General features: G+C 66.2%; 25 protein-coding genes. 11 read left to right on the top strand and 14 right to left on the bottom strand.

Translation table 11 applies throughout. The features are described from left to right. The first annotated feature begins 37 nt into the window (after positions 1-37). Positions 38-496 (top strand): nucleoside deaminase, encoded by a 459-nt coding sequence (locus AC066Y_RS39700; RefSeq protein ID WP_173638554.1) that lies wholly within the window; start codon positions 38-40, stop codon positions 494-496. 139 nt (positions 497-635) lie between these two features. Here the strand turns inward: AC066Y_RS39700 and AC066Y_RS39695 are convergent, their stop codons facing one another. Further along, entirely contained in the window at positions 636-1,541 is a 906-nt protein-coding gene (locus AC066Y_RS39695; RefSeq protein WP_478278602.1) for an alpha/beta fold hydrolase, read from the bottom strand. A gap of 121 nt (positions 1,542-1,662) precedes the next feature. Between AC066Y_RS39695 and AC066Y_RS39690 the strand changes: the two genes are divergently transcribed. Further along, a complete protein-coding gene (locus AC066Y_RS39690; protein ID WP_038388024.1) occupies positions 1,663-2,895 on the top strand; it encodes an acyl-CoA dehydrogenase family protein in 1,233 nt (410 codons plus the stop codon). 134 nt (positions 2,896-3,029) lie between these two features. Here AC066Y_RS39690 and purD read toward each other — a convergent pair whose 3' ends face one another. The 4 genes from purD to AC066Y_RS39670 form a co-directional block, all read right to left on the bottom strand. Beyond that, a complete protein-coding gene (purD, locus tag AC066Y_RS39685) occupies positions 3,030-4,313 on the bottom strand; it encodes a phosphoribosylamine--glycine ligase (protein ID WP_478278601.1) in 1,284 nt (427 codons plus the stop codon). Between the two features lie 97 nt (positions 4,314-4,410). Beyond that, positions 4,411-4,710, bottom strand: a complete 300-nt coding sequence (locus tag AC066Y_RS39680) for a winged helix-turn-helix domain-containing protein (protein ID WP_166303496.1) — start codon at positions 4,708-4,710, stop codon at positions 4,411-4,413. A gap of 4 nt (positions 4,711-4,714) precedes the next feature. Then, complete coding sequence (locus tag AC066Y_RS39675; protein WP_478278600.1) at positions 4,715-5,266, bottom strand: hypothetical protein; 552 nt, start codon at positions 5,264-5,266, stop codon at positions 4,715-4,717. Next, positions 5,263-5,805 carry a DUF2306 domain-containing protein gene (locus AC066Y_RS39670; protein WP_478278599.1) on the bottom strand — a complete coding sequence of 181 codons (543 nt, stop codon included), beginning with the start codon at positions 5,803-5,805 and terminating at the stop codon, positions 5,263-5,265. Before AC066Y_RS39670 ends, AC066Y_RS39675 begins: the two co-directional genes overlap by 4 nt. A 148-nt stretch (positions 5,806-5,953) precedes the next feature. On the opposite strand from AC066Y_RS39670, the gene xseA reads away from it, so the two are divergent. Then, positions 5,954-7,573, top strand: a complete 1,620-nt coding sequence (gene xseA, locus AC066Y_RS39665; protein ID WP_478278598.1) for an exodeoxyribonuclease VII large subunit — start codon at positions 5,954-5,956, stop codon at positions 7,571-7,573. Here xseA and AC066Y_RS39660 read toward each other — a convergent pair. Further along, positions 7,570-8,403: a dienelactone hydrolase family protein gene (locus AC066Y_RS39660; protein WP_478278597.1), complete on the bottom strand. Its 834-nt coding sequence runs from the start codon at positions 8,401-8,403 to the stop codon at positions 7,570-7,572. The two genes, xseA and AC066Y_RS39660, sit on opposite strands and share 4 nt — an antisense overlap. Before the next feature lie 186 nt (positions 8,404-8,589). On the opposite strand from AC066Y_RS39660, the gene AC066Y_RS39655 reads away from it, so the two are divergent. Next, on the top strand, positions 8,590-8,817 hold the full coding sequence (locus AC066Y_RS39655; protein WP_016848019.1) for a DUF2093 domain-containing protein: 228 nt from the start codon (positions 8,590-8,592) through the stop codon (positions 8,815-8,817). Positions 8,818-8,831: 14 nt separating this feature from the next. Here the strand turns inward: AC066Y_RS39655 and lpxK are convergent, their stop codons facing one another. The 6 genes from lpxK to AC066Y_RS39625 all read right to left on the bottom strand — a co-directional run bounded on the left by lpxK (position 8,832) and on the right by AC066Y_RS39625 (position 14,431). Next, positions 8,832-9,854 (bottom strand): tetraacyldisaccharide 4'-kinase, encoded by a 1,023-nt coding sequence (gene lpxK / locus AC066Y_RS39650; protein WP_478278596.1) that lies wholly within the window; start codon positions 9,852-9,854, stop codon positions 8,832-8,834. Then, positions 9,847-11,181: a 3-deoxy-D-manno-octulosonic acid transferase gene (locus tag AC066Y_RS39645; RefSeq protein ID WP_478278595.1), complete on the bottom strand. Its 1,335-nt coding sequence runs from the start codon at positions 11,179-11,181 to the stop codon at positions 9,847-9,849. The genes lpxK and AC066Y_RS39645 overlap by 8 nt, the downstream gene beginning before the upstream one ends. Beyond that, positions 11,144-11,857, bottom strand: a complete 714-nt coding sequence (locus AC066Y_RS39640; protein ID WP_478278594.1) for a lysophospholipid acyltransferase family protein — start codon at positions 11,855-11,857, stop codon at positions 11,144-11,146. The genes AC066Y_RS39645 and AC066Y_RS39640 overlap by 38 nt, the downstream gene beginning before the upstream one ends. After that, positions 11,854-12,102 carry a DUF4170 domain-containing protein gene (locus tag AC066Y_RS39635; RefSeq protein WP_050628541.1) on the bottom strand — a complete coding sequence of 83 codons (249 nt, stop codon included), beginning with the start codon at positions 12,100-12,102 and terminating at the stop codon, positions 11,854-11,856. Before AC066Y_RS39635 ends, AC066Y_RS39640 begins: the two co-directional genes overlap by 4 nt. Positions 12,103-12,246: 144 nt before the next feature. Continuing rightward, positions 12,247-13,056, bottom strand: coding sequence for an inositol monophosphatase family protein (locus AC066Y_RS39630; protein ID WP_478278593.1), 810 nt, complete (start codon positions 13,054-13,056; stop codon positions 12,247-12,249). Further along, the gene (locus AC066Y_RS39625) at positions 13,043-14,431 is read right to left on the bottom strand and encodes a TldD/PmbA family protein (protein WP_478278592.1); all 1,389 of its coding nucleotides are present in this window, start codon (positions 14,429-14,431) and stop codon (positions 13,043-13,045) included. The genes AC066Y_RS39630 and AC066Y_RS39625 overlap by 14 nt, the downstream gene beginning before the upstream one ends. 276 nt (positions 14,432-14,707) lie before the next feature. Between AC066Y_RS39625 and AC066Y_RS39620 the strand changes: the two genes are divergently transcribed. Then, entirely contained in the window at positions 14,708-15,232 is a 525-nt protein-coding gene (locus AC066Y_RS39620; protein ID WP_478278591.1) for a DUF6101 family protein, read from the top strand. A 349-nt stretch (positions 15,233-15,581) separates the two neighbouring features. On the opposite strand, the gene ubiA is transcribed toward AC066Y_RS39620, so the two are convergent. Together ubiA and AC066Y_RS39610 are read right to left on the bottom strand one after the other, a co-directional pair. Continuing rightward, on the bottom strand, positions 15,582-16,514 hold the full coding sequence (ubiA, locus tag AC066Y_RS39615; protein ID WP_478278590.1) for a 4-hydroxybenzoate octaprenyltransferase: 933 nt from the start codon (positions 16,512-16,514) through the stop codon (positions 15,582-15,584). A 25-nt stretch (positions 16,515-16,539) separates the two neighbouring features. Next, positions 16,540-17,274, bottom strand: coding sequence for a hypothetical protein (locus tag AC066Y_RS39610; RefSeq protein ID WP_478278589.1), 735 nt, complete (start codon positions 17,272-17,274; stop codon positions 16,540-16,542). 559 nt (positions 17,275-17,833) lie between these two features. On the opposite strand from AC066Y_RS39610, the gene AC066Y_RS39605 reads away from it, so the two are divergent. The 6 genes from AC066Y_RS39605 (at position 17,834) to AC066Y_RS39580 (ending at position 24,111) form a co-directional block, all read left to right on the top strand. Then, positions 17,834-18,610, top strand: a complete 777-nt coding sequence (locus AC066Y_RS39605; RefSeq protein WP_478278588.1) for a 16S rRNA (uracil(1498)-N(3))-methyltransferase — start codon at positions 17,834-17,836, stop codon at positions 18,608-18,610. A gap of 296 nt (positions 18,611-18,906) precedes the next feature. Continuing rightward, positions 18,907-20,097, top strand: a complete 1,191-nt coding sequence (locus tag AC066Y_RS39600; protein WP_478278587.1) for an ATP phosphoribosyltransferase regulatory subunit — start codon at positions 18,907-18,909, stop codon at positions 20,095-20,097. Continuing rightward, a complete protein-coding gene (hisG, locus tag AC066Y_RS39595; RefSeq protein ID WP_092124061.1) occupies positions 20,094-21,071 on the top strand; it encodes an ATP phosphoribosyltransferase in 978 nt (325 codons plus the stop codon). The genes AC066Y_RS39600 and hisG overlap by 4 nt, the downstream gene beginning before the upstream one ends. Before the next feature lie 139 nt (positions 21,072-21,210). Next, on the top strand, positions 21,211-22,257 hold the full coding sequence (locus tag AC066Y_RS39590; RefSeq protein ID WP_478278586.1) for a glycosyltransferase family 2 protein: 1,047 nt from the start codon (positions 21,211-21,213) through the stop codon (positions 22,255-22,257). Beyond that, positions 22,254-23,096 carry a ChbG/HpnK family deacetylase gene (locus AC066Y_RS39585; protein ID WP_478278585.1) on the top strand — a complete coding sequence of 281 codons (843 nt, stop codon included), beginning with the start codon at positions 22,254-22,256 and terminating at the stop codon, positions 23,094-23,096. The genes AC066Y_RS39590 and AC066Y_RS39585 overlap by 4 nt, the downstream gene beginning before the upstream one ends. A gap of 187 nt (positions 23,097-23,283) precedes the next feature. Next, entirely contained in the window at positions 23,284-24,111 is an 828-nt protein-coding gene (locus AC066Y_RS39580) for a DUF2076 domain-containing protein (protein ID WP_478278584.1), read from the top strand. The last annotated feature ends 281 nt before the right edge of the window (positions 24,112-24,392 follow it).

The following is a 24,392-nucleotide window of genomic DNA, read 5'->3' as shown; positions in this document are numbered from 1 at the left end:
TTTTGCTGAAGGCGAAGCTACTAGCAGGTTTCTTCCGATGATACGAGGCATGTCAGCCCCTTCTTTCATGGATTTGGCGCTGAAAACGGCCGAAAACGCCGGAAAAGCCGGCGAAGTTCCGATCGGATGCGTGATTGTCCGGGGTTACGAGATCATCGCCACCGCCAGCAATCGCACTCTCACCGACCGCGATCCGACCGCCCATGCGGAAGTCCTGGCGATCCGGCAGGCCGCCGAGGCCATCGGCACCGAACGGCTGGTCGATTGCGACCTCTACGTGACGCTGGAGCCCTGCACCATGTGCGCCGGCGCGATCTCCTTGGCCCGCATCCGCCGGCTGTACTACGGCGCCGCCGACCCCAAGGGCGGCGCGGTCGAGTCAGGCGTGCGGTTCTTCGCGCAGCCGACCTGCCACCACGTCCCGGAGGTCTACGGCGCAGTCGGCGAGACCGAGTCCGCGCGCCTCCTGCGCGAGTTTTTCCGGGAGCGGCGGTAGACGTTTTGCGAATGTAGATCCGTCATCCTGAGGTGCGAGCCCTTGCGAGCCTCGAAGGATCGACGGCCACCGGCCGGGCCGTGCATCCTTCGAGACGCGCGTTCCGCGCTCCTCAGGATGACGGGTTTAAGCGCTACTGCTACCCCGCCAGGAAAAACTCCCGCAGCAGCTTCGCCGTCGCGTCCGGAGCCTCCTCGGGCAGAAAATGCCCCGACGCCACCGGCGCGCCGCTGACATTGGTCGCCCACCTCTTCCAAGTGTCGAGCGGCGTGGTTGCCGCGCTGGCAACGCCGGCATCGCCCCACAACGCCAGCATCGGGATCGTGATCTTGTTGCCGGCGTCGACGTCGGCCTTGTCGATCTCATAGTCGGCATAGGCGCCGGCGCGGTAGTCCTCGCACATCGCGTGGATGCGGGCGGGATCGCGGAACGGCGCTAGGTAATGCGCGAGCGCGCGCGGATCGATCGCCTCCAGCGTCTTGGTCCTGGTCTGGCTCGCCATCTTCTCCTTGAGGAAGAATTCGCCATTGTGGGAGATCAGCGTCTCCGGCAGCGGATAGGGCTGCGCCAGGAACGCCCAGTGGTAGATCTTCAGCGCGGAGAGGCGATTGAGCTTCTGCCAGTAATCGTAGGTCGGCGCGATATCGAGCACCGCGAGTTTCGACAGCCGGCCGGGATGATCGAGCGCGAGCCGGTATGAGACCCGGCCGCCGCGGTCATGGCCGGCGAGTGCGAAATGCACATGGCCGAGCTGCTCCATCGCCTCGACCATGGTCTTCGCCCAGGCCCGCTTGGTGTAGGGCGTATGGTCCTTGTCGCTGTCGGGCATATCGGACCAGCCGTAGCCCGGCAGATCGGCGATGATCAGCGTGAACTTGTCATCAAGTTTCGGCGCGACCGTGTGCCACATCACATGCGTCGAGGAGAAGCCGTGCAGCAACAGCAGCGGCGGGCCCTTGCCGCCGACACGGGCGAAGATGCGGCCCTGCGAGGTGTTGATCCATTTCGACTGATAGCCGGGAAAAAGATCAGCGAGATCAGACATCGGTGGCTCCTCCCGGTCGCGTGCGCCGTGCTTCAAACTTTGTTCGGCGTTGCCGCTGGCCCAAGTGAGGTTTATGCCATCCTCGAGCCCAACCAACAACAACACGAAACGAGGAAGTGCCATGTCGATCGATTTCGAAATTCCGGCCGAAGCCAAGGCGATCCGCGAGAAGGTCCGCAAATTCGTGCACGACGAGTGCATTCCGGCGGAAAAGGAACTCGACACCAAGCCGCTTGCCGAGGTGCTGGGACCGCTGCGGAAGAAGGCCCGCGCGCAGGGCCTGTGGTGCCCCTTCGTGCCGAAGGAGTATGGCGGTATGGGCCTCGGCCCGCTCGCGAATGCGCTGGTGCAGATGGAGCTCGGCGAAAGCATGCTCGGCGCGCTCTCGATGAACACGCAGGGGCCGGACGACGCCTCGATGATGACGATCCTGGCGCACGGCACCGAGTACCAGAAGGAGAAATTCCTCAAGCCGCTGTTGAACGGCGAGAAGCGGATCTGCTTCTCGATGACCGAGAAGGCCGCCGGCGCCGACGCCACCGGCATGCAGACCACTGCGGTGAAGGACGGCAACGAGAACTACATCCTCAACGGCGAGAAATGGTTCTCCTCGTCAGCGAGCGTCGCCGACCTCGCGCTTGTCATGGCGAAGACCGATCCGAACGCACCGCGCCACAAGCAATACTCGACCTTCATCGTCGAGCTGCCCAACCCCGGCTACCGCATCAAGCGCAACGTCGCCAACATGGCGATCGAGGGCCCGCATGACGACGTGATCCATGGCGGCCACTCCGAGATCGAGATCAAAGATCTGAAGGTGCCCGCCGACAATCTGCTCGGCGGCGAGGGCAATGGCTTCAACATGGGCCAGCACCGCCTCGCCTACGGCCGACTGCGCCACGGCATGCACAATGTTGCCAAGGCGCAGCGCGCGCTCGACATGGCGGCGGCCCATGTCACCAAGCGTTCGACCTTCGGCCAGTTGCTGGCGGACCGCCAGGCAGTGCAGTTCATGCTCGCCGATTGCGCGAGCGAGCTCTATATCGGCCGGCTGATGCTGCTGCACATCGCCTACAAGGCGGAGAAGGGCCTCGACATCCGCCAGGAGAACTCGATCGCCAAGATCTTCCATGCCCACATGGTGCACAAGGTGATCGACACCGCGATCCAGCTGCACGGCGCGCTCGGCTTCAGCCAGGATACGCCGCTGGCGAAATGGTATACCCAGGTGCGCTCGCAGCGGCTGGTCGATGGTCCCGACGAGGTGCACAAATGGAAGATCGGCAAGAACGTCATCAAGGCGTTCCGCGAGCACGGCACCACCGCGAGCGCGGCAGGCGGGGATTTGCTGTAGTCGGCAGCGGCGTCCCACACACCCATCGTCATTGCCGGGCTTGACCCGGCAATCCATCTCACGAAGGGACTTTCTCGAAGGCGATGGATGCGCGGGTCAAGCCCGCGCATGACGAGCGAAAAGTGCGGCGCGAGCTAGCCCGTCGGCTTTTCCTGCTCCACCGCCTGCCAGGCGATGTCGCGCCGGCAGAATCCCTCCGGCCATTTGATGCGATCGACGGCCTGATAGGCGCGGTCGCGCGCCTCGGTGACCGTCTTGCCCATCGCGCAGACGTTCAGCACGCGACCTCCGTTGGCGAGAATTGCGCCATCCTTGGCCACCGTGCCGGCGTGGAAGATCTCGACGCCGTCGACCTTGGCGGCGTCATCGAGGCCATCGATGCGTGTGCCCTTGATGTAGTCGCCGGGATAGCCCTTGGCCGCCATCACCACCGTCAGCGCCGGGTCCGGGTACCAGCGCAGATCGAAGTTCTTCAATTGCCCGTCGATAGAGGCGAGAAACGCCGGCACGATGTCCGACATCATCCGCAGCATCAGCACCTGACACTCGGGATCGCCGAAGCGGACATTGTATTCGAACAGCTTTGGGCCCTGCGCGGTCAGCATCACGCCGGCATAGAGCACGCCCCTGAACGGCATGCCGCGGCGCTTCATCCCGGCCACCGTCGGCAGGATGATGCGCGCCATGATCTGGTCGTGCACCTCAGGCGTCACGAACGGCGTCGGCGAATAGGCGCCCATGCCGCCGGTGTTCGGGCCCTTGTCGTGATCAAAGACCCGCTTGTGGTCCTGCGCGGACGCCAGCGGAATCGCGGTCTCGCCATCGCACAGTGCGAAGAAGCTGATCTCGCGGCCCGAGAGGAATTCCTCGATCACGACCTCGGCGCCGGCCGAGCCGAATGCGCCCTCGAACATCATCGCAACAGCGGCTTCCGCCTCGAGCAAGGTCTGCGCCACCACGACGCCCTTGCCGGCGGCGAGCCCATCGGCCTTGACCACGATCGGCGCGCCCTGGGCGCGGACATAGGTCACCGCGTCCTTCGCATTGTCGAAGCGGCGATAGGCGCCGGTCGGAATGTTGAACTCGCTGCAGAGGTCCTTCGTGAACCCTTTGGAGCCCTCGAGCTGCGCGGCCTGCTTGCTCGGCCCGAACGCCTTGATGCCGACGGCGGCGAGATCGTCGACGATGCCGGCGGCGAGCGGCGTCTCCGGACCGACCACCACCAGATCGACCGCGTTGCGCCGGCAGAATTCGATCACCGCGGCATGGTCGGCGACATCGAGCGCGACGCATTCGGCCTCGCGCGCGATCCCGGCATTGCCCGGCGCGCACCAGAGTTTCGTCACCAGCGGAGATGCCGCGATCTTCCACGCCAGCGCATGTTCGCGGCCGCCGGAACCGAGCAGGAGGATGTTCATCAGACACAGGCCCAAAAGGGTGCAACAGCCGTGTCGGTCGCACGAATCCCCGCCGGCCTGCAAGAGGCGACGGGGCCGATTCCCCCGTCATTCCGGCTCACGGCTGCTTGCCGGCGATGATCTCCTGCAAGGTCGCGACATGGCGGGCGAAGGCGCCGCGACCGGCCGCGGTCGCGGTCACGGTGGTCTGCGGCTTCTTGCCGACGAAGGCCTTGTCGACCGAGACATAGCCGGCTCTGGCCAGCGTCTCGATATGGGCGCCGAGATTGCCGTCGGTGGCGCCCGTCAGCTTCTTCAGCCGGGCGAATTCAAGCCCGGTCGAAACCGGCAGCGCATTGAGCGCCGCCATGATCCGCAGCCGCAGCGGCTGATGGATGATCTCGTCGAGTTCCGCCATCGCGTCAGACCCGGCGCATCCAGAGACCGCCGAGCACCAGCGCGCCGCCGTGCACCGCTGCCATCCACAGCAGCAGTGCCGGGCCGGCGTGGAAATAGCCGATCACGATCAGGGCACTGGTGCCGAGCGCGATCACGATGAAGGCATAGCCGAACCACAAGCCGGCGAGCGCGTAGAACAGCATCGTGAAGAGCGGCCAGAACACCAGCATCTGGCGCGGTCCGAAATGGCCCAACACCACCGAGCAGAAAATGCCGAACGCGATGAACAGCAGGAACGCCATCAGCAATCGGATGGCGAAGGCGCCCGCCCCCGGACCGACACCGCTGAACGCGGCAATCCCGATCGAGCCGGCGATCCCGACGAGGTCGACGACGGCCCAGATCGCATATCCCTGAGGCGGCCATGTGTAGTTGGCGATGTAGCCCAGGAAGACCAACACGCCCCACATGATGATGATGAGGCTGGCGATCTGATAGATTTGCGATTGGCGGACGCGTTGCACGACGTTGTTGATGTCGTTCAGCGCCGCGCTGGCCTGCTGGCTGTCGATCATGACGGCACCCCACTCTGCCCGGCGAGCTTAGCTGACACCGGACGCGCGTCCGCCGGCGGACGATATTTGCCGATCAGGACATAGGCGATCGTCATGGTCATGATCGACAGCACCAATGCCACCAGCCCGACCTGCCCGCGCGTCGTCAGCGGCAGCACACGCGCCACGATTTCCGTTGCCGCCGCCGACATCAGCGACACGTAGGACCACGAGATGAAATTGTAGTGGGTCAGTCGCCAGTTCGCCGGCCGCGGGCTGCGCAGCAGCGGAACAATCGCCGCCACGATGCAGGCGAAGTTCACGATCGCGCCGAGGTGGAACAGGTTGAGAGCGCCGGTGAACCTGTAGACCAGCATCGCGGTCCCGTCGGCGACCAGCATGGCATAGACGTAGAGATAGCCGCGCGCCCGGTGGCTCGCGCCGCGCTTTGGACGCAGGAACTGGATCAGCCCGACACCGATGCACAGCATCGCCACGACGGCATGGACCGCGCCTGCCGCGGAATGGACGAAACTTGCCAACGTCAACTGCGGGATCATCGGTCAGCGCTCCAGCCAGGTCGCCATCACCCCAATACAGAGAACTCTGTATCACAGAGTATATGGACAAACAAGCCCGCGCATTGGCGATGGCGGGTAAAAGTCCCTACGTTGCGCTGAAGCTCACAAATAGCCGAATCACCTGCAAATGACTGCTGCTGCGCCCAATCTCGTCAACGCGCCCGAATTCACCGTCTCGGAACTCTCCTCCGCCCTGAAGCGGACGGTGGAGGACCGGTTCGGCCATGTCCGCGTCCGCGGCGAGATCTCCGGCTTCCGCGGCCCTCACTCCTCCGGCCACTGCTATTTCGCCCTGAAGGACGAGAGCGCCAAGATCGAGGCGGTGATCTGGAAGTTCGCCCATGCAAGGATGCGCTTCAAGCCCCAGGAAGGGCTCGAGGTCATCGCCACCGGCAAGCTGACCACCTATCCGAACTCCTCGAAGTACCAGATCGTCATCGACTCGCTGGAGCCGGCCGGCGTCGGCGCGCTGATGGCGCTGATGGAGGAGCGCAAGAAGAAGCTGGCGGCCGAGGGCCTGTTCGACGAGGCCCGCAAGCAGCTCTTGCCCTGGCTGCCCGAGGTGATCGGCGTCGTCACCTCGCCGACCGGCGCCGTGATCCGCGACATCCTGCATCGCCTCGAGGACCGCTTTCCCCGCCGCGTGCTGGTCTGGCCGGTCAAGGTGCAGGGCGACGGCTCGGCCGAGCAGGTCGCGGCCGCGATCCGCGGCTTCAATGCGCTGCCGGAGGGCGGCCGGATCCCGCGGCCTGATCTGTTGATCGTCGCACGCGGCGGCGGCTCGCTGGAGGACCTGTGGTCGTTCAACGAGGAGATCGTGGTCCGCGCCGCGGCAGAGAGCCATATCCCGCTGATCTCGGCGGTGGGCCACGAAACCGACATCACGCTGATCGACTTCGTCGCCGACAAGCGCGCGCCGACGCCGACCGCGGCCGCCGAGATGGCGGTGCCGGTGCGTAGCGAGCTGTTCGTCGAGGTCGCAGCGCTCGCCCGCCGCACCATGGTGTGCTGGCAGCGCGGCCAGGAGGCCCGCCGCAACGAACTGCGTGCCGCGGCGCGTGCGCTGCCGGCGGCGAACGAACTGCTGGCGATCCCGCGGCAGCGGCTCGATCATCTCGCAGCCGGGCTGCCGCGCGGGCTGAAGGCCAACACGCACGCGCATTTCCGACGCTTTGCCGCGTCGAGCTCGCGCCTCACGATCGGCGTGCTGCGCGGCCAAGTCGCGCATGCAAGGCAGCGGCTGACCGTCTCGGGCGAGCGCATCACGCTGTCGGCGCGCTCGCTGCTGCATCGCCGGCGCGAACGCTTCAGCGGGCTCGAGATCCGGCTCAAGGCCTCCAAGCTCGCCAATGCGCAGGCCCAGCGCAACGCGATCGCCCGCGATCTCGAGCGCACCCACCGCCTCGCCGAGCGTGCCCGCCGCGCGCTGCTGACCACGCTGCAGCGGCTCGAGGCGCGGGTCGCCCATCGCAGTCAGCTGCTGTCGGCGCTGTCCTATCGCGGCGTGCTGGCGCGCGGCTTTGCGCTGGTGCGCGACGCGCAGGGACACGCGCTGCACTCCGCTACGGCAGTCGGCCCGAATGCCAGCCTCTCGATCGAGTTCGCCGATGGCCGCGTCGCCGCGACTGCGAGCGCCGATCAGCCGCCGGCGACAATGACGCCCGAGACCCAGCCGAAGCCGCGTGAGGCGAAACCGGCGGCGCCGAAGCGCGTCACCAAGCCGGTCGATCAGGGCAGTTTGTTTTAGCGCGCCAGCCACTCGGCGACTTGCTTCTGCGCGTCCTTGCGGGCGCTCGCATCGGTGCCGATGTGACCGGGCTCCGCGAGGTCGACATCGGACGAGGCCGCGACCGCATGCAGCGGCAGGTTGGCGCGGTCGAAATCGTGATAGGCCTCGGGATAGACCACGATCCGCGCCAGCGCGCTGCGGCCGCGCGCGCCGTCGACCATCTGGTGGCAGGCCGATGATGACGTCACATCGTCGCGCGCGCCGATCAGGACCAGCGTCGGCACCCGCGCGCTCCAGCCAAGGCCGGACGAGGTGCGGCAATCCGGATAGAACGCGACCGCCGAGCGGAAGTCCGGCTCGACGTTGCGCGACCACATCTGCGGCCGCACCGCCCACAGCAAGGCGGCCGCGCCGTTGCCCCAGCCGATCAGGCTGATGCGGCTCTTCGCCACCCATTTCTGCTGCACCAGCCATTGCCGCGCGGCATTGATGTCGGCAACTCGCGCACGGCGGGTCTGGACCTGATGCTCCCGAATGCGGCACTGGGGTCCGAGCTCGCGCGAGCCGTAGCTGTCGGGCAGCAGCACCGCATGGCCTGATGTGAGCAGTTGCTCGGCCCAGTCGCGATAGCGCGGCGCGACCTGCTCGGAACGGCCGGCGAGACCGCCGCAGCCGTGCAGCGCGATGACCGTCGGGAACGGGCCATCGCCATCGGGCCGGTAGAGCTGCGCGTGCAGCGTGACATTGCCTTCGGGAATTTCGACCTGATGCGGGGCCGGAAGCGGCGCCGCCGCCGCGGCCGGCACGGCAAGCATGGCGAGGCACATGAAAACTGACTTGAGGCGCATCCGATCCGGCCGACTCGTTATGGCGCCGCAAACACAGCGGACCACACCTGCAACGCTACCATGCGCGTCTGCCGCCAAATCATCACAAGTCGGTGGTTTAACGGGCGGACATGACCCCCTATCTGTGATAGATGGCTTGATAAATATCCAGGTGGCCTCGTGCGAGGCAAGGCGGAGAGCTCAAACGTGCTGAACAAGTTCGGTCCCTCGGGCCATGGCGAAGCGCAAGTGCAATATCTCGACGGCGATTTCCGCGTGATCTCGCCTGGCACCTTTGTGCGTTGTGCCATCACCGACGTCCGGATTCCGCTCGACGAGCTGAAGTACTGGAGCGTCGACCTGCAGGAAGCCTACGCGACCCCGACCGCCGTGCTGCAGCGCCACCATCCCGGCGTGCTCAAGCCGCAGGCTTAAGCTCAAGGCTGGGTTCATGTGTGCAGCCTCCTGCTCCGCGCCTTGAACAGCTGATCGGTCACCAGGCGCCGCAGCGCGGCAGCATCCTCGAATTGCAGCGTCACCGCGAACGGCACGATCGCCTGTGCCCAGGCCGGCATCCCGGCCGGACCACGCAGCCGCGCCAGATCCTTTTCCGTCGTCACCAGCGTCAAGGCGTCACCTCGCGCATCGGCAACGAGCTGCGCGATCTCGTCCTTGGTGAAGGCATGATGATCGGGGAAAGCCGTGCTGCGCACGACGTCGATCCCGCTTGCGCGCAGCGAGTTGAAGAAGCGCGCGGGATCGCCGATGCCGGCGAAGGCAAGCACGCGCTGGCCGCGCAACGCACTCAATGAGGCCAGATCCGGCCTCAGATGCGCCGACAATACCGGCTTGCCACGGGACACGAGATCGGCCGCAATCTTTTTCGCACCACTCCCCTCGCCGACCACGATCAGCGCGTCGGTGCGTTCCAGCTGCGGCGACAGCGGCGCGCGCAACGGTCCGGCCGGAATGACACGGCCATTGCCGACGCCGCGCGTGGCGTCGATCACGATCAGGCAGGCGTCCTTGATCACGCTCGGATTCTGGAAGCCGTCATCCATCAGGATGACGCTCGCGTTCTGTGCGCGCGCCAGCGCCAGACCTGCGGCGCGGTCACCCGAGACAACGACCGGCAATGTCGCCGCCATCATCAGCGGCTCGTCGCCGATATCGGCCGCCGTATGGTGGTCACGATCGACCTTGACCGGGCCGGCAAGCCGGCCGCCATAGCCGCGGCTGAGCACCACCGGCCGCTCGTCGAGCTCGCGCAGCAGCTTTGCCAGCGCCAGCACGGTCGGCGTCTTGCCGGCGCCGCCGACGTGGTAGTTGCCGACGCAGATCACGGGAATGCCGGCATCGATGCCGGAGCGCTGCATCCGCCGCGCGGCCACCGCGCCATAGAGCGCGGCAAGCGGTCTCAACAGTTGCGATGTCCAAGACGACGGCCGGTGCCAGAAGGCCGGCTCACGCATTGGCGGCTCCCATCTCGAGCTGCAGCTGCAACAGATAGGGCTCGAGAGCGGTCACCGTGCGCTCCAGCGCGCCACCGAGCTGTTCGACGACGCGCTCGGAGGCCGCGAGCGAGGCATCGCGTGCCGCGGGATCGGCAAGGAACTGGCCAAGCTGCTTGACCAGCGCTTCCAGATCGTCGGCGCGCCGCGCGCCGCCGGCACGATCGAGCGCGTCATAGACCTCGGTGAAATTGAAGACGTGCGGGCCGTGCACGATCGCAGCGCCGAGCTTGATCGCCTCGATCGGGTTCTGGCCGCCATGCGCGACCAGCGAGCCGCCCATGAACACGATCGGCGCCAACCGGTAGAACAGGCCGAGCTCGCCCATCGTGTCGGCGACATAGATATCGGTGGTCGCAACCGGCAGGTCCTCGTGCGAGCGCAGCCCGGGACGCAGGCCCGCCTCCGTCACGAGCCGGGCCACCGCCTCGCCGCGCGCGGCATGCCGCGGCACGATCACCGTGAGCAGCCCGGGGAAGTATCCGGCGAGCGATTTGTGCGCCTCGATCAGGAGCTCTTCCTCGCCGGGATGGGTGGACGCGGCAACCACGATCGCGCGGCCGCGCGTCACCGACATCAGCCGCTCCAACTTGGCCGGATCGGCCGGCGGCGCCGCGACGTCGAGCTTGAGGTTGCCGGTGACCATGACGTTGGGGCTGCCGAGCGCGGCAAAGCGCTCGGCATCGGTCTTCGACTGCGCGAGGCAGATGTCGAACCGTCCGAGCAGCGCCCCGATGGTGTTGGAGACCCGGCGCCAGCGCGGGAACGAGCGCTGCGACATCCGCCCGTTGATCAGCACCATCGGCAGCCGCCGCGCGGCGCTCGACAGGATCAGGTTCGGCCACAGATCGGACTCGATGAACAGCGCCAGCGACGGATGCCAATGATCGAGGAAGCGCGCGACATAGCGCGGCGAGTCATACGGCACGTATTGATGGATCACATCGGGCGGAAAGCGCTTGGCCACGATCGCGGCCGAGGTCACCGTGCCGGAGGTGAGCAGGATGCGCAGATTGAGCGCGCGCAGCCGTTCGATCAGCCCGACCGCCGCCAGCACCTCGCCGACGCTCGCGCCGTGAATCCACACCAGCGGTCCCTGCGGCCGGACGTCGCCGCTCATGCCGCGCCGCTCGCCGACGCGTTCGGGGTCTTCCTTGCCGAGCTTGAGCCGCCGCTTGATCAGCGCAGGCGCGAACGGCACCATCGCAGACGACAGCCTGCGGTAGACACGCAACGTCATCGGTAGCGAGCTAGCCAAGCGTTGCCTCCGGCCGCCCGACGGCTGCATAGGCGCGCCGGGTCGCTTCGTTGAGAAGATTCTCCACGTGCTGCCGAAGCTTTTCCATCGTCGCGGCATCGGCGTCGGGCGGCACATAGACCGGCTCAATACCTACCACTGCGCCGCGCCCGAATGGCAAATTGATGGTCGTGGAATCCCAGTTTTTCAACCGGATGAATCGGCTGGTGACCATCGCAAAGGGGATGATCGGCCGGCCGGTTTCCCGCGCCAGCATGATGGCCCCGAGACCCGCCACCCGCGCCCGCTTCGGCACGTCGGCCGTGGTGGCCATGTTGCAGCCGTCTTCCAGCGCCCGAACCATCTCCAGGAAGGCGCCGACGCCGCCCTTGCGATGGAACGCGCCGGAATGGTCGCCGGAACCCCTGATCGTGCCGATGCCGAGCCGCTCGACCGCGAGGGCGTTGAACTCGCCGTCGCGGTGGCGGGAGATCAACACCTTGGCGCGGTAGCTGTCCTTGGTCTTGATGAACGGCGTCATGAAGTGCTGGCCGTGCCAGAACACGAAGATCGCCGGCATCAAGGGCTCGACGATCCCGTATACGTCATGCGGCTGATAGATGAAGCGGTTGGTGTACCACACCAGCCGCAGATACTCGGCCGCAAGCACACCCAGCACGCGCTGCACGAAGCCGCTGCGCAGCAGATCGCGAAGAAGTCGTTTCAATGGGAGTGCTTTGTGTCCTGCTCAGGATCGAGCAACCGGTGGAGGTGAACAACGAAATAGCGCATCTGGGCGTTGTCCACGGTCGCTTGCGCCTTCGCCTTCCAGGCCGCATAGGCGGTCGCATAGTTCGGGTAAACGCCGACGATCTCGACTTCGTCCAGGTTCTTGAAGGTGTTGTGCTCGAGATCGGTCAACTCGCCGCCGATCACGAGGTGAAGCAGCTGTGGCTGGGCATTGTCTGACATGAGATGGTTTTCCTAACGAGATGCCCGGCAAGCAAATGAAGTCGTGGTCGTCACAAGTCTGGTCGTCACGAGTCTGGTCGTCACAGGTTTGTCGTAACAAGCCTGGTCGTCACAATCGGAAACGCGGTGCGGATCGGCGGGGCCTCACGGCAATGGACGGTTGCGAAAATGCTCGACAATGCGTGCATGACGTTCGCGTCCTGCTGCCACCAGCACCCCATGCGTCACCTCCCGGCGATTGTACTCAATCGCATCCCCCGAGAGCGCGGTCATCCTACCACCCGCTTCCTGCACGATCAAATTCGCGGCGGCAAGATCCCAGTCGCGGCTTTGCCCGCCCGCAAAGGCGGCGTCAAGTCGACCTTGTGCCACGCGGCACAACCGCAGGGCCAGCGATCCGATCCGCGGAAACAGCGTGATCTCGTCCGATGTCGGGCTGAGCCGCTGCACCAGCGGTTTCGGTCCGGCCATGCGGGGAAAATCGAAATCGGTGCCCGCGGTTGCATGCACGCCGCTGTCGTTCAGGGTGGCGCCCTGGCCGCGGGCGGCAAAGAAGAATTCCTCGGTCACCGGCGCATACACCGCCGCGAGCACCGGCGATGCATTTTCAACCAGCGCCACACTGACGCACCAATCCTCGCGGCCGGCGAGATAGGCGCGCGTGCCGTCGATCGGATCGACGATCCAGGTGAAGCGCCTGTCGAGCCGGGTCGCATTGTCGGCGCTCTCCTCCGACAGCCAGCCGTAATCCGGCGTCGCCGAACGCAGCTGCTGCTCCAGGAGGTCGTTGACGGCGATGTCGGCCTCGGAGACTGGCGAGGACGCGCCCTTGATCCAGTTCTTCAATTCGGTGCGGAACAGCGACGATGCGAGCCGGCCCGCCTCCTGCACCGATCTGGTCAGCAAGGCGGCGTCGCGCGCCTTGGTCCAGTCGTCCGTATCAGCGTCCGCCAAGCGTCAGGCCCTCGATGCGCAGTGTCGGGGAATTGACGCCGTAGCGGAATTCCAGATCGTTGGCGGCAACCAGCGACTTGAACATGGGCAGCAGGTGGCCGGCGATGGTCACTTCGCTGACCGGATAGGTGATCTCGCCATTCTCGATCCAGAAGCCGGACGCGCCGCGGCTGTAATCACCGGTCACGCCGTTGACGCCGGAGCCGATGAGGTCGGTGACATAGAAGCCCTGCCTGATGTCGGAGATCAGCTCCTTCGGCGTCACCGCACCCGGCTCGAGATGCAGATTATATGTTCCGGGCGACGGCGAGGACGACACGCCGCGATGCGCGTGCCCGGTCGTGACCAGGCCGAGCTCGCGCGCGGTCGCGGAGTCCAGCACCCAGGTGGTCAGCACGCCTTCGTCGATCAGCGCGATCTTCTTCACCTTGACGCCCTCGGCGTCGAAGGTCTGCGAACGCAGGCCGCGCACGCGCAAGGGATCGTCGATGATACGGATATCCCTGGAGAACAGCTGCTCGCCGAGCTTGTCCTTCAGGAAGCTGGTCTTGCGCGCGATCGAGGCGCCGTTGATGGCGCCGACCAGATGGCCGACGATCGAGCCGGCAACCCGCGGATCGAACACCACAGGCACCTTGCAGGTCTCAACCTTGCGCGGATTCGACCGCGCCACCGCGCGCTCGCCGGCCTTGCGGCCAACGGCCGTGGGTGAATCGAGATCGGACGCATGCGGCGCGCTGGTGAAATCATAGTCGCGCTCCATGCCGGTGCCCTCACCGGAAATCGCCGTCGTCGAGATGCCATGGCTGGAGCGCAGATAAGAACCGTGGAAGCCGGTCGAAGTCACCAGCACCATGCCGCCGATCCCGGTCGAGGCCGACGCACCGCCGGATTTCGTGACGCCCTTGACCGCGAGTGCCGCAGCCTCCGCATCGATCGCGCGTTGCTCGAGTTCGGCGGTGGTCGGGACGGTACGGTCGAGCAGATCGAGATCGGGGAAATCATGCGCATGGAGCGCGGGATCGGCCAGACCGACATATTGGTCGTCGGGCGCGACGCGCGCCATCGCGACCGCGCGCTCGGCGAGCTTTGCAACCCCGTCGCCGCTGACGTCATTGGTCGACACCACCGCCTGGCGCTGGCCGACGAACACCCGGAGTCCGACATCGTCGCCTTCGGAGCGCTCGGTTTCCTCGACGCGGCCGTCGCGGACTTCGACGCCTTGCGAGACGCCGCGCACCGCGATGGCATCGGCCGCATCGGCGCCGGCGCGTTTTGCGGCTTCGACCAGACGCTGCGCAAGGTCGCTCAGGCCGGACTGGTCGAACAGATCGGAGGTATCGCCGTGTCGCGATGCAGATGGTGAAGAGTTCACGAACGAATTCCTGCGGATTGAGGGGAGCCCGGAATGGCGTCGACAGACCTAACCAGATGTGCCGGATTCACAGGGAATTCAAGCACTTTGCACCGGCGGGCAACAAAGATTTGAGTGATCGGCGCAAGGCTTCGTCAATCATGCGGGCCAACCTCTTGTCAATCATGGCGCCAGGTGAGGAGCGGTTAACCAGGCTTTTTAAGCCGAAACGGCCATCGCTCGGCTAGGCTCTCACACATCGACCGGGAACATAATCCCGGCGGGGAGACTAAGGCTTTGAGGCGTCAAACACCAACAAGCGGAATCAATTCCGCCGGGTCGAGCCGCGCATTGCGGCTCGACCCTCTTTCCCTTCCGCTCAGCTTCCACGCGCAGGATGCGCGCGCGGATGGCGGCATGCGGCAGGTCGAGCTTCATCGCGAACATGTCGTGCTGCGCCGTGCCGTTCTCGGCATGCGGATGGCGGTCAATGTTCGCGTCAGCGATTTCCTCGGCATCGCGCTGCGCGGCATCGACGACGCGCAGATGCTGGTGCTGGTTCACCGCGATCCCGCGCTCTCCATTCCGCTCGGCACCAGTTCGGATGCCGAAGAGATCAGCTCCGCCTGGCAGATGTGGAGCGACATCTTCCATCTCCCGCAACTGACCGAGCCGGCGCCGCGCCAGCCTGCCCCGCGCCGCCGCCGCCGCAACGCGATCCGCGCGCGCCGCCCGAAATTCCTGGTCCGCCGCCGCGCCGGCGTCAGCCTCAACGGCACCAGCGTGCATCGCGACGAGCGCGAGATCATCGCGCGGAATTGAGTTTGCTTAGCTGCGCTCCACGCCTCTCACCTCTTTCGTCGTCCTGGCGAAAGCCAGGACCCATAACCACTGCTTTCGGTGACGAGCGTGATCGCGGCCCCAGCATCGCACAACAATTGAGGTTTGGGGTAATGGGTCCTGGCTTTCGCCAGGACGACACTGAGTGGGTGGCATTACCGACATCCTCAAGCGTCGTCCCTGCTTTCGCAGGCCCGACACCGATTTTGTTGATCGGCTGGCGGGGCATACTCTCGCGTTCTCGCGACATGAATCGTCCGGGTCTTGCTCTTCTCGCTTCGCGAGCCCTCAGGTGCGCAATTGCGCACCGGGGAATGACGAGAGGTCGCCGCTACGCCGCCCGCAGCACCGCATCGACGACCAGGCTCGCGAACAGGATGAAGCCGGCGTCGCGGTTGGATTTGAAGATGCGCAGGCAGAGCGCGGGGTCGCTGGTGTCGAGCCGGCGGACCTGCCAGGCGAGATGCAGCGCGAATGCCGCCAGCCCAATCCAGGCCGGCCAGCGCGCGCCCGCGAGCGCGAAGGCCACGCCGATCAAGAGCACGGCGAGACCATAAAAGATCACCAGCGCCCGATGGGTGCGTGCGCCGAACAGGCGCGCGGTGGATTTGACGCCGATCAGCGCATCATCCTCTGCGTCCTGATGGGCGTAGATGGTGTCGTAGGCGATCACCCAGGCGATCGATCCGGCGTAAAGCGCGATAGCGGCCGCATCGATGCGCTCGAGCGTCACCGCAAAGCCCATCAGCGCGCCGTAGGAAAAGGCGAGGCCGAGCACGACCTGCGGCCACCAGGTGATCCGCTTCATGAACGGATAGATCGCAACGATCACGAGCGAGGCGATGCCGGTCATGATCGCGAAGCGGTTGAACTGCAGCAGCACGAGAAGCCCGATCAGCGCCTGCAGGACCATGAAGACCGCCGCCTGCGTCACCGTGACCTGCCCGGCGGGAATCGGCCGCGACCGCGTGCGCTCGACCTTGGCGTCGAGATCGCGATCGGTGATGTCGTTCCAGGTGCAGCCTGCGCCGCGCATCACGAAGGCGCCGATGAAGAACAGCAGGACGACGAGCGGCAGCGAGCGCACATCGTGCGCGACGCCGGCGGCGAGCGCCGCCGACCACCAGCACGGCATCAACAACAGCCAGGAGCCGATCGGCCGGTCGTAGCGCGCAAGCCGCAGATAGGGCCGTGACCAGACCGGCGCATGGGTGTCCACCCAGTTGCCCGTGGAGTCGGCAACGCGGGCGGAGACCTCGCTCATGGCTGGTCAATCATCGGGCGCCCAATCATCGGGTCAGAACGTTGCCGTTCAGCGTGTCGAAGGTGCTGCCGCCCTTCTTGGTCGGCGTCGCTTCCGGCAGCGAGGCGGACGAGCCGAGCACGTCGCTCAGCGACGGCCCCGCGGGCCCGCGCGGCTGTGCCGCCGCCTGCTCCGCGACGTTGCAGACCTTCTTCAGCAAGGCCTCGGTATTCTTGTGACCGGTCTTGAGCTGATCGGAGATCTGCGGCGGAATCCCGCACTTCGCCGCGTTGGTGTCGACGTATTTGATCATCCTGACTTCGGCCTGGCTGTAATTGCCGATCAGCTTGCAGGCCTCCTGGGGACTGGCGTGCCGGTCGCTCGCCGCCTTGATCGCCTTGCCGCGCTTCTCGGTCTCCTCGCGCAGCGGAACGAAATCCTTCATGCAGGCGTCACCGGCCGCGCCGCCACCGGCGCCAGGCGGGGGCGGCGGAGACGACAGACCGCCGCCGGCAATGGGAGCTGCGCCATTGGTCGGAAATGCCGACGGCGTGGCGCCGACCCTGGCCGCGGGCGCGCCGTTCACCGGCGGAAACGCAGGATCCGGTGCGGTGCTCGCCCGGCTTGGACGTGCGCCGTTCACCGGCGGGAACGCGGGATCCGAGGCGGTGCCGGCCAGGCCTTGATTGGGCAGCGGCGCCGGAAAGGCGCTCTGGGCCGCGGCGTGCCCCGCGGACAGGGCGGTCGCGGCAACGGTCAGCACGATCAGTCGGCGGATCATCGAGGGTGTTTCTCCGGCAAAAGGTCCAGGCAACCCCAGCGCAACAAAACGAAGCAACGAAATTTGGGGGCGTTTTACGATTCCTGTGAGCCCTTAACAACCCGTGGATTTGGGCGACAGCGCGGCGTAGGGCCACACCGGCCACATTAAATTGTTCCCCGATTTGAAGCCTTTAGGCCGCGAACGGCGGTAAAACGGACCATCACATGTGCCTGAACGGGATTTTCGGTGATGCCTCGGCTCGAATATGCGGCCCCACACCGACCGAAAAAACAAAAGGGGCCGCGTGCAAGCGACCCCTCGGACTTCAAAAATGACTTGGTGACAGAAGCAATATATCGACACCATTGTAGTAGTTGGCCGGAGCGTCCCTGACGAGTCCGAGGGACTACGGTGTCGCCCGGTTTGGTTAACTTGCTTCGCGGCTTGGAAGCGGCCGTAGCTCTGACCAACGATGTCGGAATCCGACGATCCTCTCCGATCGCAATCAGCAGCAGGGCAGACCTGAGCGATACTTGGCGGCGCCTTTAGGCTAGAAGGCGGCTCAGGAACCCAGGACATGCCTGAACTCGATTTTCGCAGCCCCCGCCTGTTTGTCGATGCCCCGCTCGGTGCCGGCGCGACCGTTTCGCTCGAACGCGACCAGAGCAACTATCTCGGCAACGTGCTGCGGCTTGGCGCCGGCGATACCGTGCTGGTGTTCAACGGGCGTGACGGCGAATGGCGCACCGAGATTTCCGGCCGCAAGCGCGCCGATACGCTGACGATCACGGCGCAGACCCGCCCGCAGGACCGCCTGCCCGACGTGACCTATGTGTTCGCCCCGCTAAAACATGCGCGGCTCGACTACATGGTGCAGAAGGCGGTCGAGATGGGCGCGGCACGGCTCGTGCCGGTGCTGACGCGCTTCACCCAGGTGTCGCGGGTCAACGGCGAACGGATGCGCGCCAATGTGGTCGAAGCCGCCGAGCAGTGCGGGATCATCTCGCTTGCCGAGGTCGCCGATCCCCTCCCGCTCGAACGTTTCCTCGCGGGGCGCGATTCGGCGCGGCTTCTGGTGTTCTGCGACGAGGCGGCAGAAGTGGCGAACCCGGTGCAGGCGTTGCAGGCGGCGACCGCCGCAAATGGCGGGATCGACGTGCTGATCGGCCCCGAGGGCGGCTTTGCCGAGGAGGAGCGCTCGGTACTGCTGCGCCAGCCCCACATCCTCCGTCTCGCACTCGGCCCGCGCATCCTGCGCGCCGACACCGCCGCCGTCGCCGCGCTGGCGCTGGTGCAGGCGGCACTGGGGGACTGGCGGGGCAATCGGCCAGGCACTCCCTCACCGGCATCCTGAGGCGCGAGCCTCATCGGCGAGCCTCGAAGGATCGATGGCCCCGACGGTGGCCGAATCATCCTTCGAGGCTCGCTCCGCTCGCGCCTCAGGATGACGGGTTGACCAGCTGTGTAGCCCCGCGCTTGTGAGGAACATCTGCCCCTAGCCAAGCCGTCGCAAAATCGTTAACGAACCCAATCATTAAGCCACTTGGCTGATCCCTGTCGAAACCCTGACACGGCCATGCTAAGGGCTCCGCCAACGCCACCCATGGAACCCGCTCTGAAACGCGATTTCGGAGCGAATTGGACGTCGAGATGAGCGAAGCTGCCGCACCACGACCCGCCGCCGGATCCGCCCTAGGGGCGGCTTCTGGTTCGGCCTTCTGGGCGGATGCGCTGCTGGCCTCGTTCGCGCAGGCCGGTTATCTCAGGTCCGAACCCGCGATCCTGCAGCCGGCCGAACCGTTCCTCGACCTGTCCGGCGAGGACATCCGCAAAAGCCTGTATCTGACGACCGACCCGAGCGGCGAGGAGCTCTGCCTGCGCCCGGATCTCACGATCCCGGTGGCGCGCGACTACCTCGCCTCGCCTCGCGCCGGCCAGCCGGCCGGCTTCAGCTATCTCGGCCCGGTGTTCCGCTATCGCGACGGCCAGCCGAGCCAGTTCCTGCAGGCCGGCATCGAATCCTTTGGACGGCAGGACCGCGCCGCGGCCGACGCCGAGATGCTGGCCCTGGCGCTGGAGGCGACCACGGCCTTTGGGTTGACCGACGTCGAGATCCGCACCGGCGATGTCGCGCTGTTCAACGCGCTGATCGATGCGCTCGAGCTCTATCCGGTGTGGCGGCGCCGGCTGATCAAGGATTTCAACCGCAAGGTTTCGCTGACCGACGACATCGAGCAGCTGACATTGGCGACTGCGCCGGGCCGCAACGAATATGAGGGCGTGCTCGCGGCCCTCGCCGGCTCCGACCGCAAGGCGGCGCTGGCGCTGGTCACCGACCTGATGTCGATCGCCGGCACCACCAATGTCGGCGGCCGCACCGTCGCCGAGATCGCCGACCGCTTCCTCGAGCAATCGACGCTGAAGGGCGGCGCGCTGCCGCGCGATGCGCTCGCCACCATCAAGCGCTTCCTCGCTATATCGGGAGATCCCGACGACGCAATCGCGCAGCTGCGCGCGCTGGCCGCCGACGCCAGGCTCGACCTTGCTGCGGCGATCGACCAGTTCGAGAGCCGGGTCGGCTTCATGGCCGCGCGCGGCATCGATATCCGGAAGACGCGGTTCGCGACCGCGTTCGGCCGCGGTCTCGACTATTACACCGGCTTCGAGTTCGAGCTGCACGCCAGGGGCAACGGCGCCGAGCCGCTGGTCGCGGGCGGCCGCTATGACGGGCTGATGACGCAGCTGGGCTCGGCCAGTCCGATCCCGGCGGTCGGTTTCTCGGTCTGGATCGAGGCGATGACGCGCCATGGCAAGGCCGGAGCCTCCGGAGGCGCCCGATGAGCACGCCGTTTGTCGTCGCCGTTCCCTCCAAGGGGCGTTTGCAGGAAAACGCGGAGAGCTTCTTCGCCCGCGCCGGGCTGACCTTGTCGAAGGCCGGCGGCGCGCGCGACTATCGCGGCACCATCGCCGGCGTCGACAATGTCGAGATCGCCTATCTGTCGGCGAGCGAGATCGCGGCCAATCTGGCGCGCGGCTCGGTGCATCTCGGCGTCACCGGCGAGGATCTGGTGCGCGAGAGCATTCCGGATGCCGACAAGCGCGTGCTGATGATCGAAGGCCTCGGCTTCGGCTATGCCAATGTCGTGGTCGCGGTGCCGCAGGCCTGGATCGACGTTCGCACCATGGCCGACCTGGACGACGTCGCAAGCGGCTTCCGCGAGCAGCACAATCACCGCATGCGGGTCGCGACCAAATACATCAATCTGACGCGCGGCTTCTTCGCCAAGCACGGCGTCGGCGACTACCGCATCGTGGAGAGCGCCGGCGCCACCGAGGGCGCGCCCGCGGCCGGCACCGCCGAGCTGATCGTCGACATCACGACCACGGGCGCGACGCTCGCCGCCAACGGGCTCAAGGTGCTCGACGACGGCGTGATGCTGCGCAGCCAGGCCAACCTCGTCGCCTCCCGCGATGCCGACTGGTCGACCGGCGCCCGCGAGACCGCGCGCGTCATCCTCGACCACATCGCCGCGCGCGCCCGCGCCAGCAAATACCGCGAGGTGCGTACCCGGTTCGCCGGCTGCAACGATGCGCTGCTGTCCGAGGCGCATACCCGCTTCGGCGTGGTCGCTCCGTTCGGCAGCCCGACCTCGTCGGGCATGCTGACGCTGCACTGCCCACCGGGCAAGCTTTACGCGCTCGGCAGCTTCCTGCGCGAGCACGGCGCCGAAACCGTGTCGGTGGTGTCGCTGGACTATGTGTTCGACCGCGAGAACCCGCTGTTCGCCAAGCTCGAGGCGTTCCTGCGACAATGAGCGGGCGGGGCCGTTCATGTTGGCGACAGCCGGCCGTCGGTACCATATTGTGTTCATGATCTCTTGTTGTGAGGCGTTTTCTCCACGCGAAGGCGAACCGCATTTCGCTGGAAAACGCTCTAGTTCTGGAACCTGACCGATGATGCTGGGCTCTGACGTTTCCAGCCTGACCACAACCGCCAAGACCGCCGCCGCGCAGGGTCTGTCCATCGTCGTGCCCGTCTACAACGAGGCCGACGGGCTTGTGGCGCTGCACCAACGGCTGATCGACCTTGCCCGGTCATTGCGCGCCCGTTACGGGCTCAATTGCGAAGTGGTCTATGTCGACGACGGCAGCGCCGACACCACGCTGACCATCGCGCGCGGCCTGCCCGCCGATGGGCTCGACCTCCAGGTGGTGTCGCTGTCGCGCAATTTCGGCAAGGAGGCGGCGCTGATGGCCGGCCTCGACCATGCCCGCCGCGGCGCGGTGCTGTTCATGGACGGCGATGGCCAGCATCCGCCGACCCTGGTCGAGCAACTGGTCGCGCACTGGATCGATGACGGCTACGACGTGGTCTACACGGCGAAGGCGCATCGCGACAATGAATCGGCGTTGCGGCGGCTTGCCGTGCGCGGCTTCTACGCGCTGATCAACTGGGGCGCGCGGCAGCAGATCCCCGAGGATGCCGGCGACTTCCGCCTGCTGTCGCCGCGCGCCGCCGCGGCCTTGCGGCAGTTGCCGGAGCGCAACCGCTTCTTCAAGGGCCTCGCGAGCTGGATCGGCTTCAGGCAGATCCGCGTCGACTACGAGCCGGCGCCGCGCGCGCATGGCGTCACCACCTTCAATGCCGGCCGGCTGATCGGCCTCTCGATCGAGGGCCTGACCTCGTTCTCGGTGGCGCCGCTGCGATTCGCCAGCCTGCTCGGCGCGCTGCTCGCCGGCGCGGCGTTCCTGTTCGGCCTCTCGATCCTGTGGGAAGTGCTGACCACCGGCAAGCAGGTGCCCGGTTATCCGTCGCTGATGATCGGCGTCATGACGATCGGCGGCGTGCAGCTGATCATGATCGGCATCGTCGGCGAATATATCGGCAAGATCCTTTCCGAATTGAAGGCACGGCCGATCTACTTCGTCGCCGAGCACACCGAGAAGCACGCCGACGGCGGCGCGGCGCAGAGCGCCACCGAGCGGACCGCCGCCGAATGAGCGAAAATTCGCCGCGCCGGATCTGGCTGTGTGCTGACGATTATGGCCTGAGCTGCGGCGTCAACCGCGCGATCCGCGACCTGATCGAGCGCGGCCGTCTCAATGCGACGTCGGTGATGATGGTGACGCCGGCGATCGGCCGCGAGGCTGCGGCCGCGCTGCAGGCCTCGGTCGCAAAGAGCCCGCGCTGCGCGATCGGGCTGCACGTGACGCTGACCGCGCCGTTCCGGCCGCTGACGATGCATTTCCGTCCGCTCGACGGCGACATGTTCCTGCCATTCCCGCGGCTGTTGCGCGCCGGGCTGATGCATCGGCTCGATGCCGATCTGGTCCATGCCGAGGTGCTGGTGCAGCTCGACGCCTTCCACGAAATGTTCGGCCGCGCGCCCGATTTCGTCGACGGCCACCAGCACGCTCAACTGTTCCCGCAGGTGCGCGACGGCTTCCTGCGCGCCGTGAAGGAGCGCGCGCCCAAGGCCTGGGTGCGGCAGTGCGGACGCGAAGGCCCGCTGGCGCGCCAGCTGACGGCGCCGAAGGCTTTGGTGCTGAACGTGCTCAGCACGCAATTCCGGATCAAGGCCCAGCGATCGGGCCTGCACTTCAACCCGGCCTTCGCCGGCGCCTACGATTTTACGCGCGGCAGCGAATTCGCAGCGCTGATGCAGGGCTTCCTCGACGGCCTGCCGGAAGACGGGCTCGTGATGTGCCATCCCGGTTTCGTCGATGAAACCCTGAAAAACCTCGACCCGCTGACGACGCAGCGCGAGACCGAGCATGCCTATCTCGCGGGCGAGGATTTCCCCGCCCTGCTGGCCCTGAATAAAGTTACACTGGCCTGACCCTTGTTTTGACGCGTTTTCTTCACGCGAACCGGGATCCACTTCGCTCGAAAACGCTTAAGGCTCACGAAAAACCGCCGGTCGTATTGTCGCATACAGAAATTTAATTCTGGCCCCCACTCCTTGCGCCACAAAGCCCGTCCTACATGAGCCGCGCGCCGATTCGATCGACGCGATGGAGAACGCCATGACACCGCAAGAACGCCAACTGATTGACGATCTCTTCGACCGGCTCGCCAAGCTGGAGAATGCCCCGCGCGACAACGAGGCCATGTCCGCCATCATGCAGGGCCTGCGCAGCGCGCCAAATGCGGTTTACGCGCTGGTGCAGACCGCGCTGGTTCAGGACGAGGCGCTGAAGCGTGCCCATGACCGGATCCAGGAGCTCGAGGCCGCGGTCGGCCAGCAGCAGGGAGCACAGCAGCAGGGCGGCGGCTTCCTCGATTCGATGCGCGATGCGATCTTCGGACAGGGCCAGCAGCAGCCGCACGGCTCGGTGCCGCCGGTGCGCCCGCCGGATGTTGGCGGCAGCCGCCCGGTCTGGAACTCGGGCCAGGCGATCCAGCAGGCAGGCGGTTATGGCCAGCCGCCGCAGCAATACGGTCAGTCCCAATACGGACAGCCTTACGGCGGCCAGCAGCCCCCGGCCTTCGGCGGCGGCGCCCCCGGTGGCGGCGGTTCGTTCCTCGGCACTGCGGCTGCGGCCGCGGCCGGCGTGGTCGGCGGCGGGCTGCTGCTCTCCAGCATCCGCGGCATGATGGGTGGCGGCAGCCACCAGTCGCTGGCGGACGCCGGTGGCCTCGGCGGCGGTTCGCGTCCGTGGGGTGGCGACCAGTCGTCGAGCGACCTCGCTCGTGACGCGGGGGTCAACGACATCGGCTCCAACCGCGACAGTGATTCCGGCTCGCGCGCCGGCGCGTTCGACCAGGCGCAGGCCGACCGGGACAGTGACGATGATCAGGACGCCGACGACTTCGACGACAACGGCGGCGACGACAACAGCGATTACGCGTAAACGCGATCGCTGAAACGACAACGGTCGCTCCAATCGAGCGGCCGTTTTGATTCCGTCGTCCCGGCGAAAGCCGGGACCTATAACCACAACCGTGCGAGATTTGACACGGCTGGAGCTACAGCTTCTCTCAGAGACAACCGCCTGTGGTTATGGATCCCTTGGGTTCACGACACAAGTGCAACACCTGCTAGGGTGTTGTGGCGATGGGACAATGTTATGGCCAGCTCAGCCTTGAAGAGCGCGTTGAGATTTACCGCCTGCATGCAGGCGGTAAATCTCAA

The sequence above is a fragment of the Bradyrhizobium sp. USDA3010 genome (assembly GCF_056429065.1).
The sequence above is the reverse complement of the archived record's forward strand: the minus strand, read 5'-3'. Positions and strand labels throughout refer to the sequence as shown.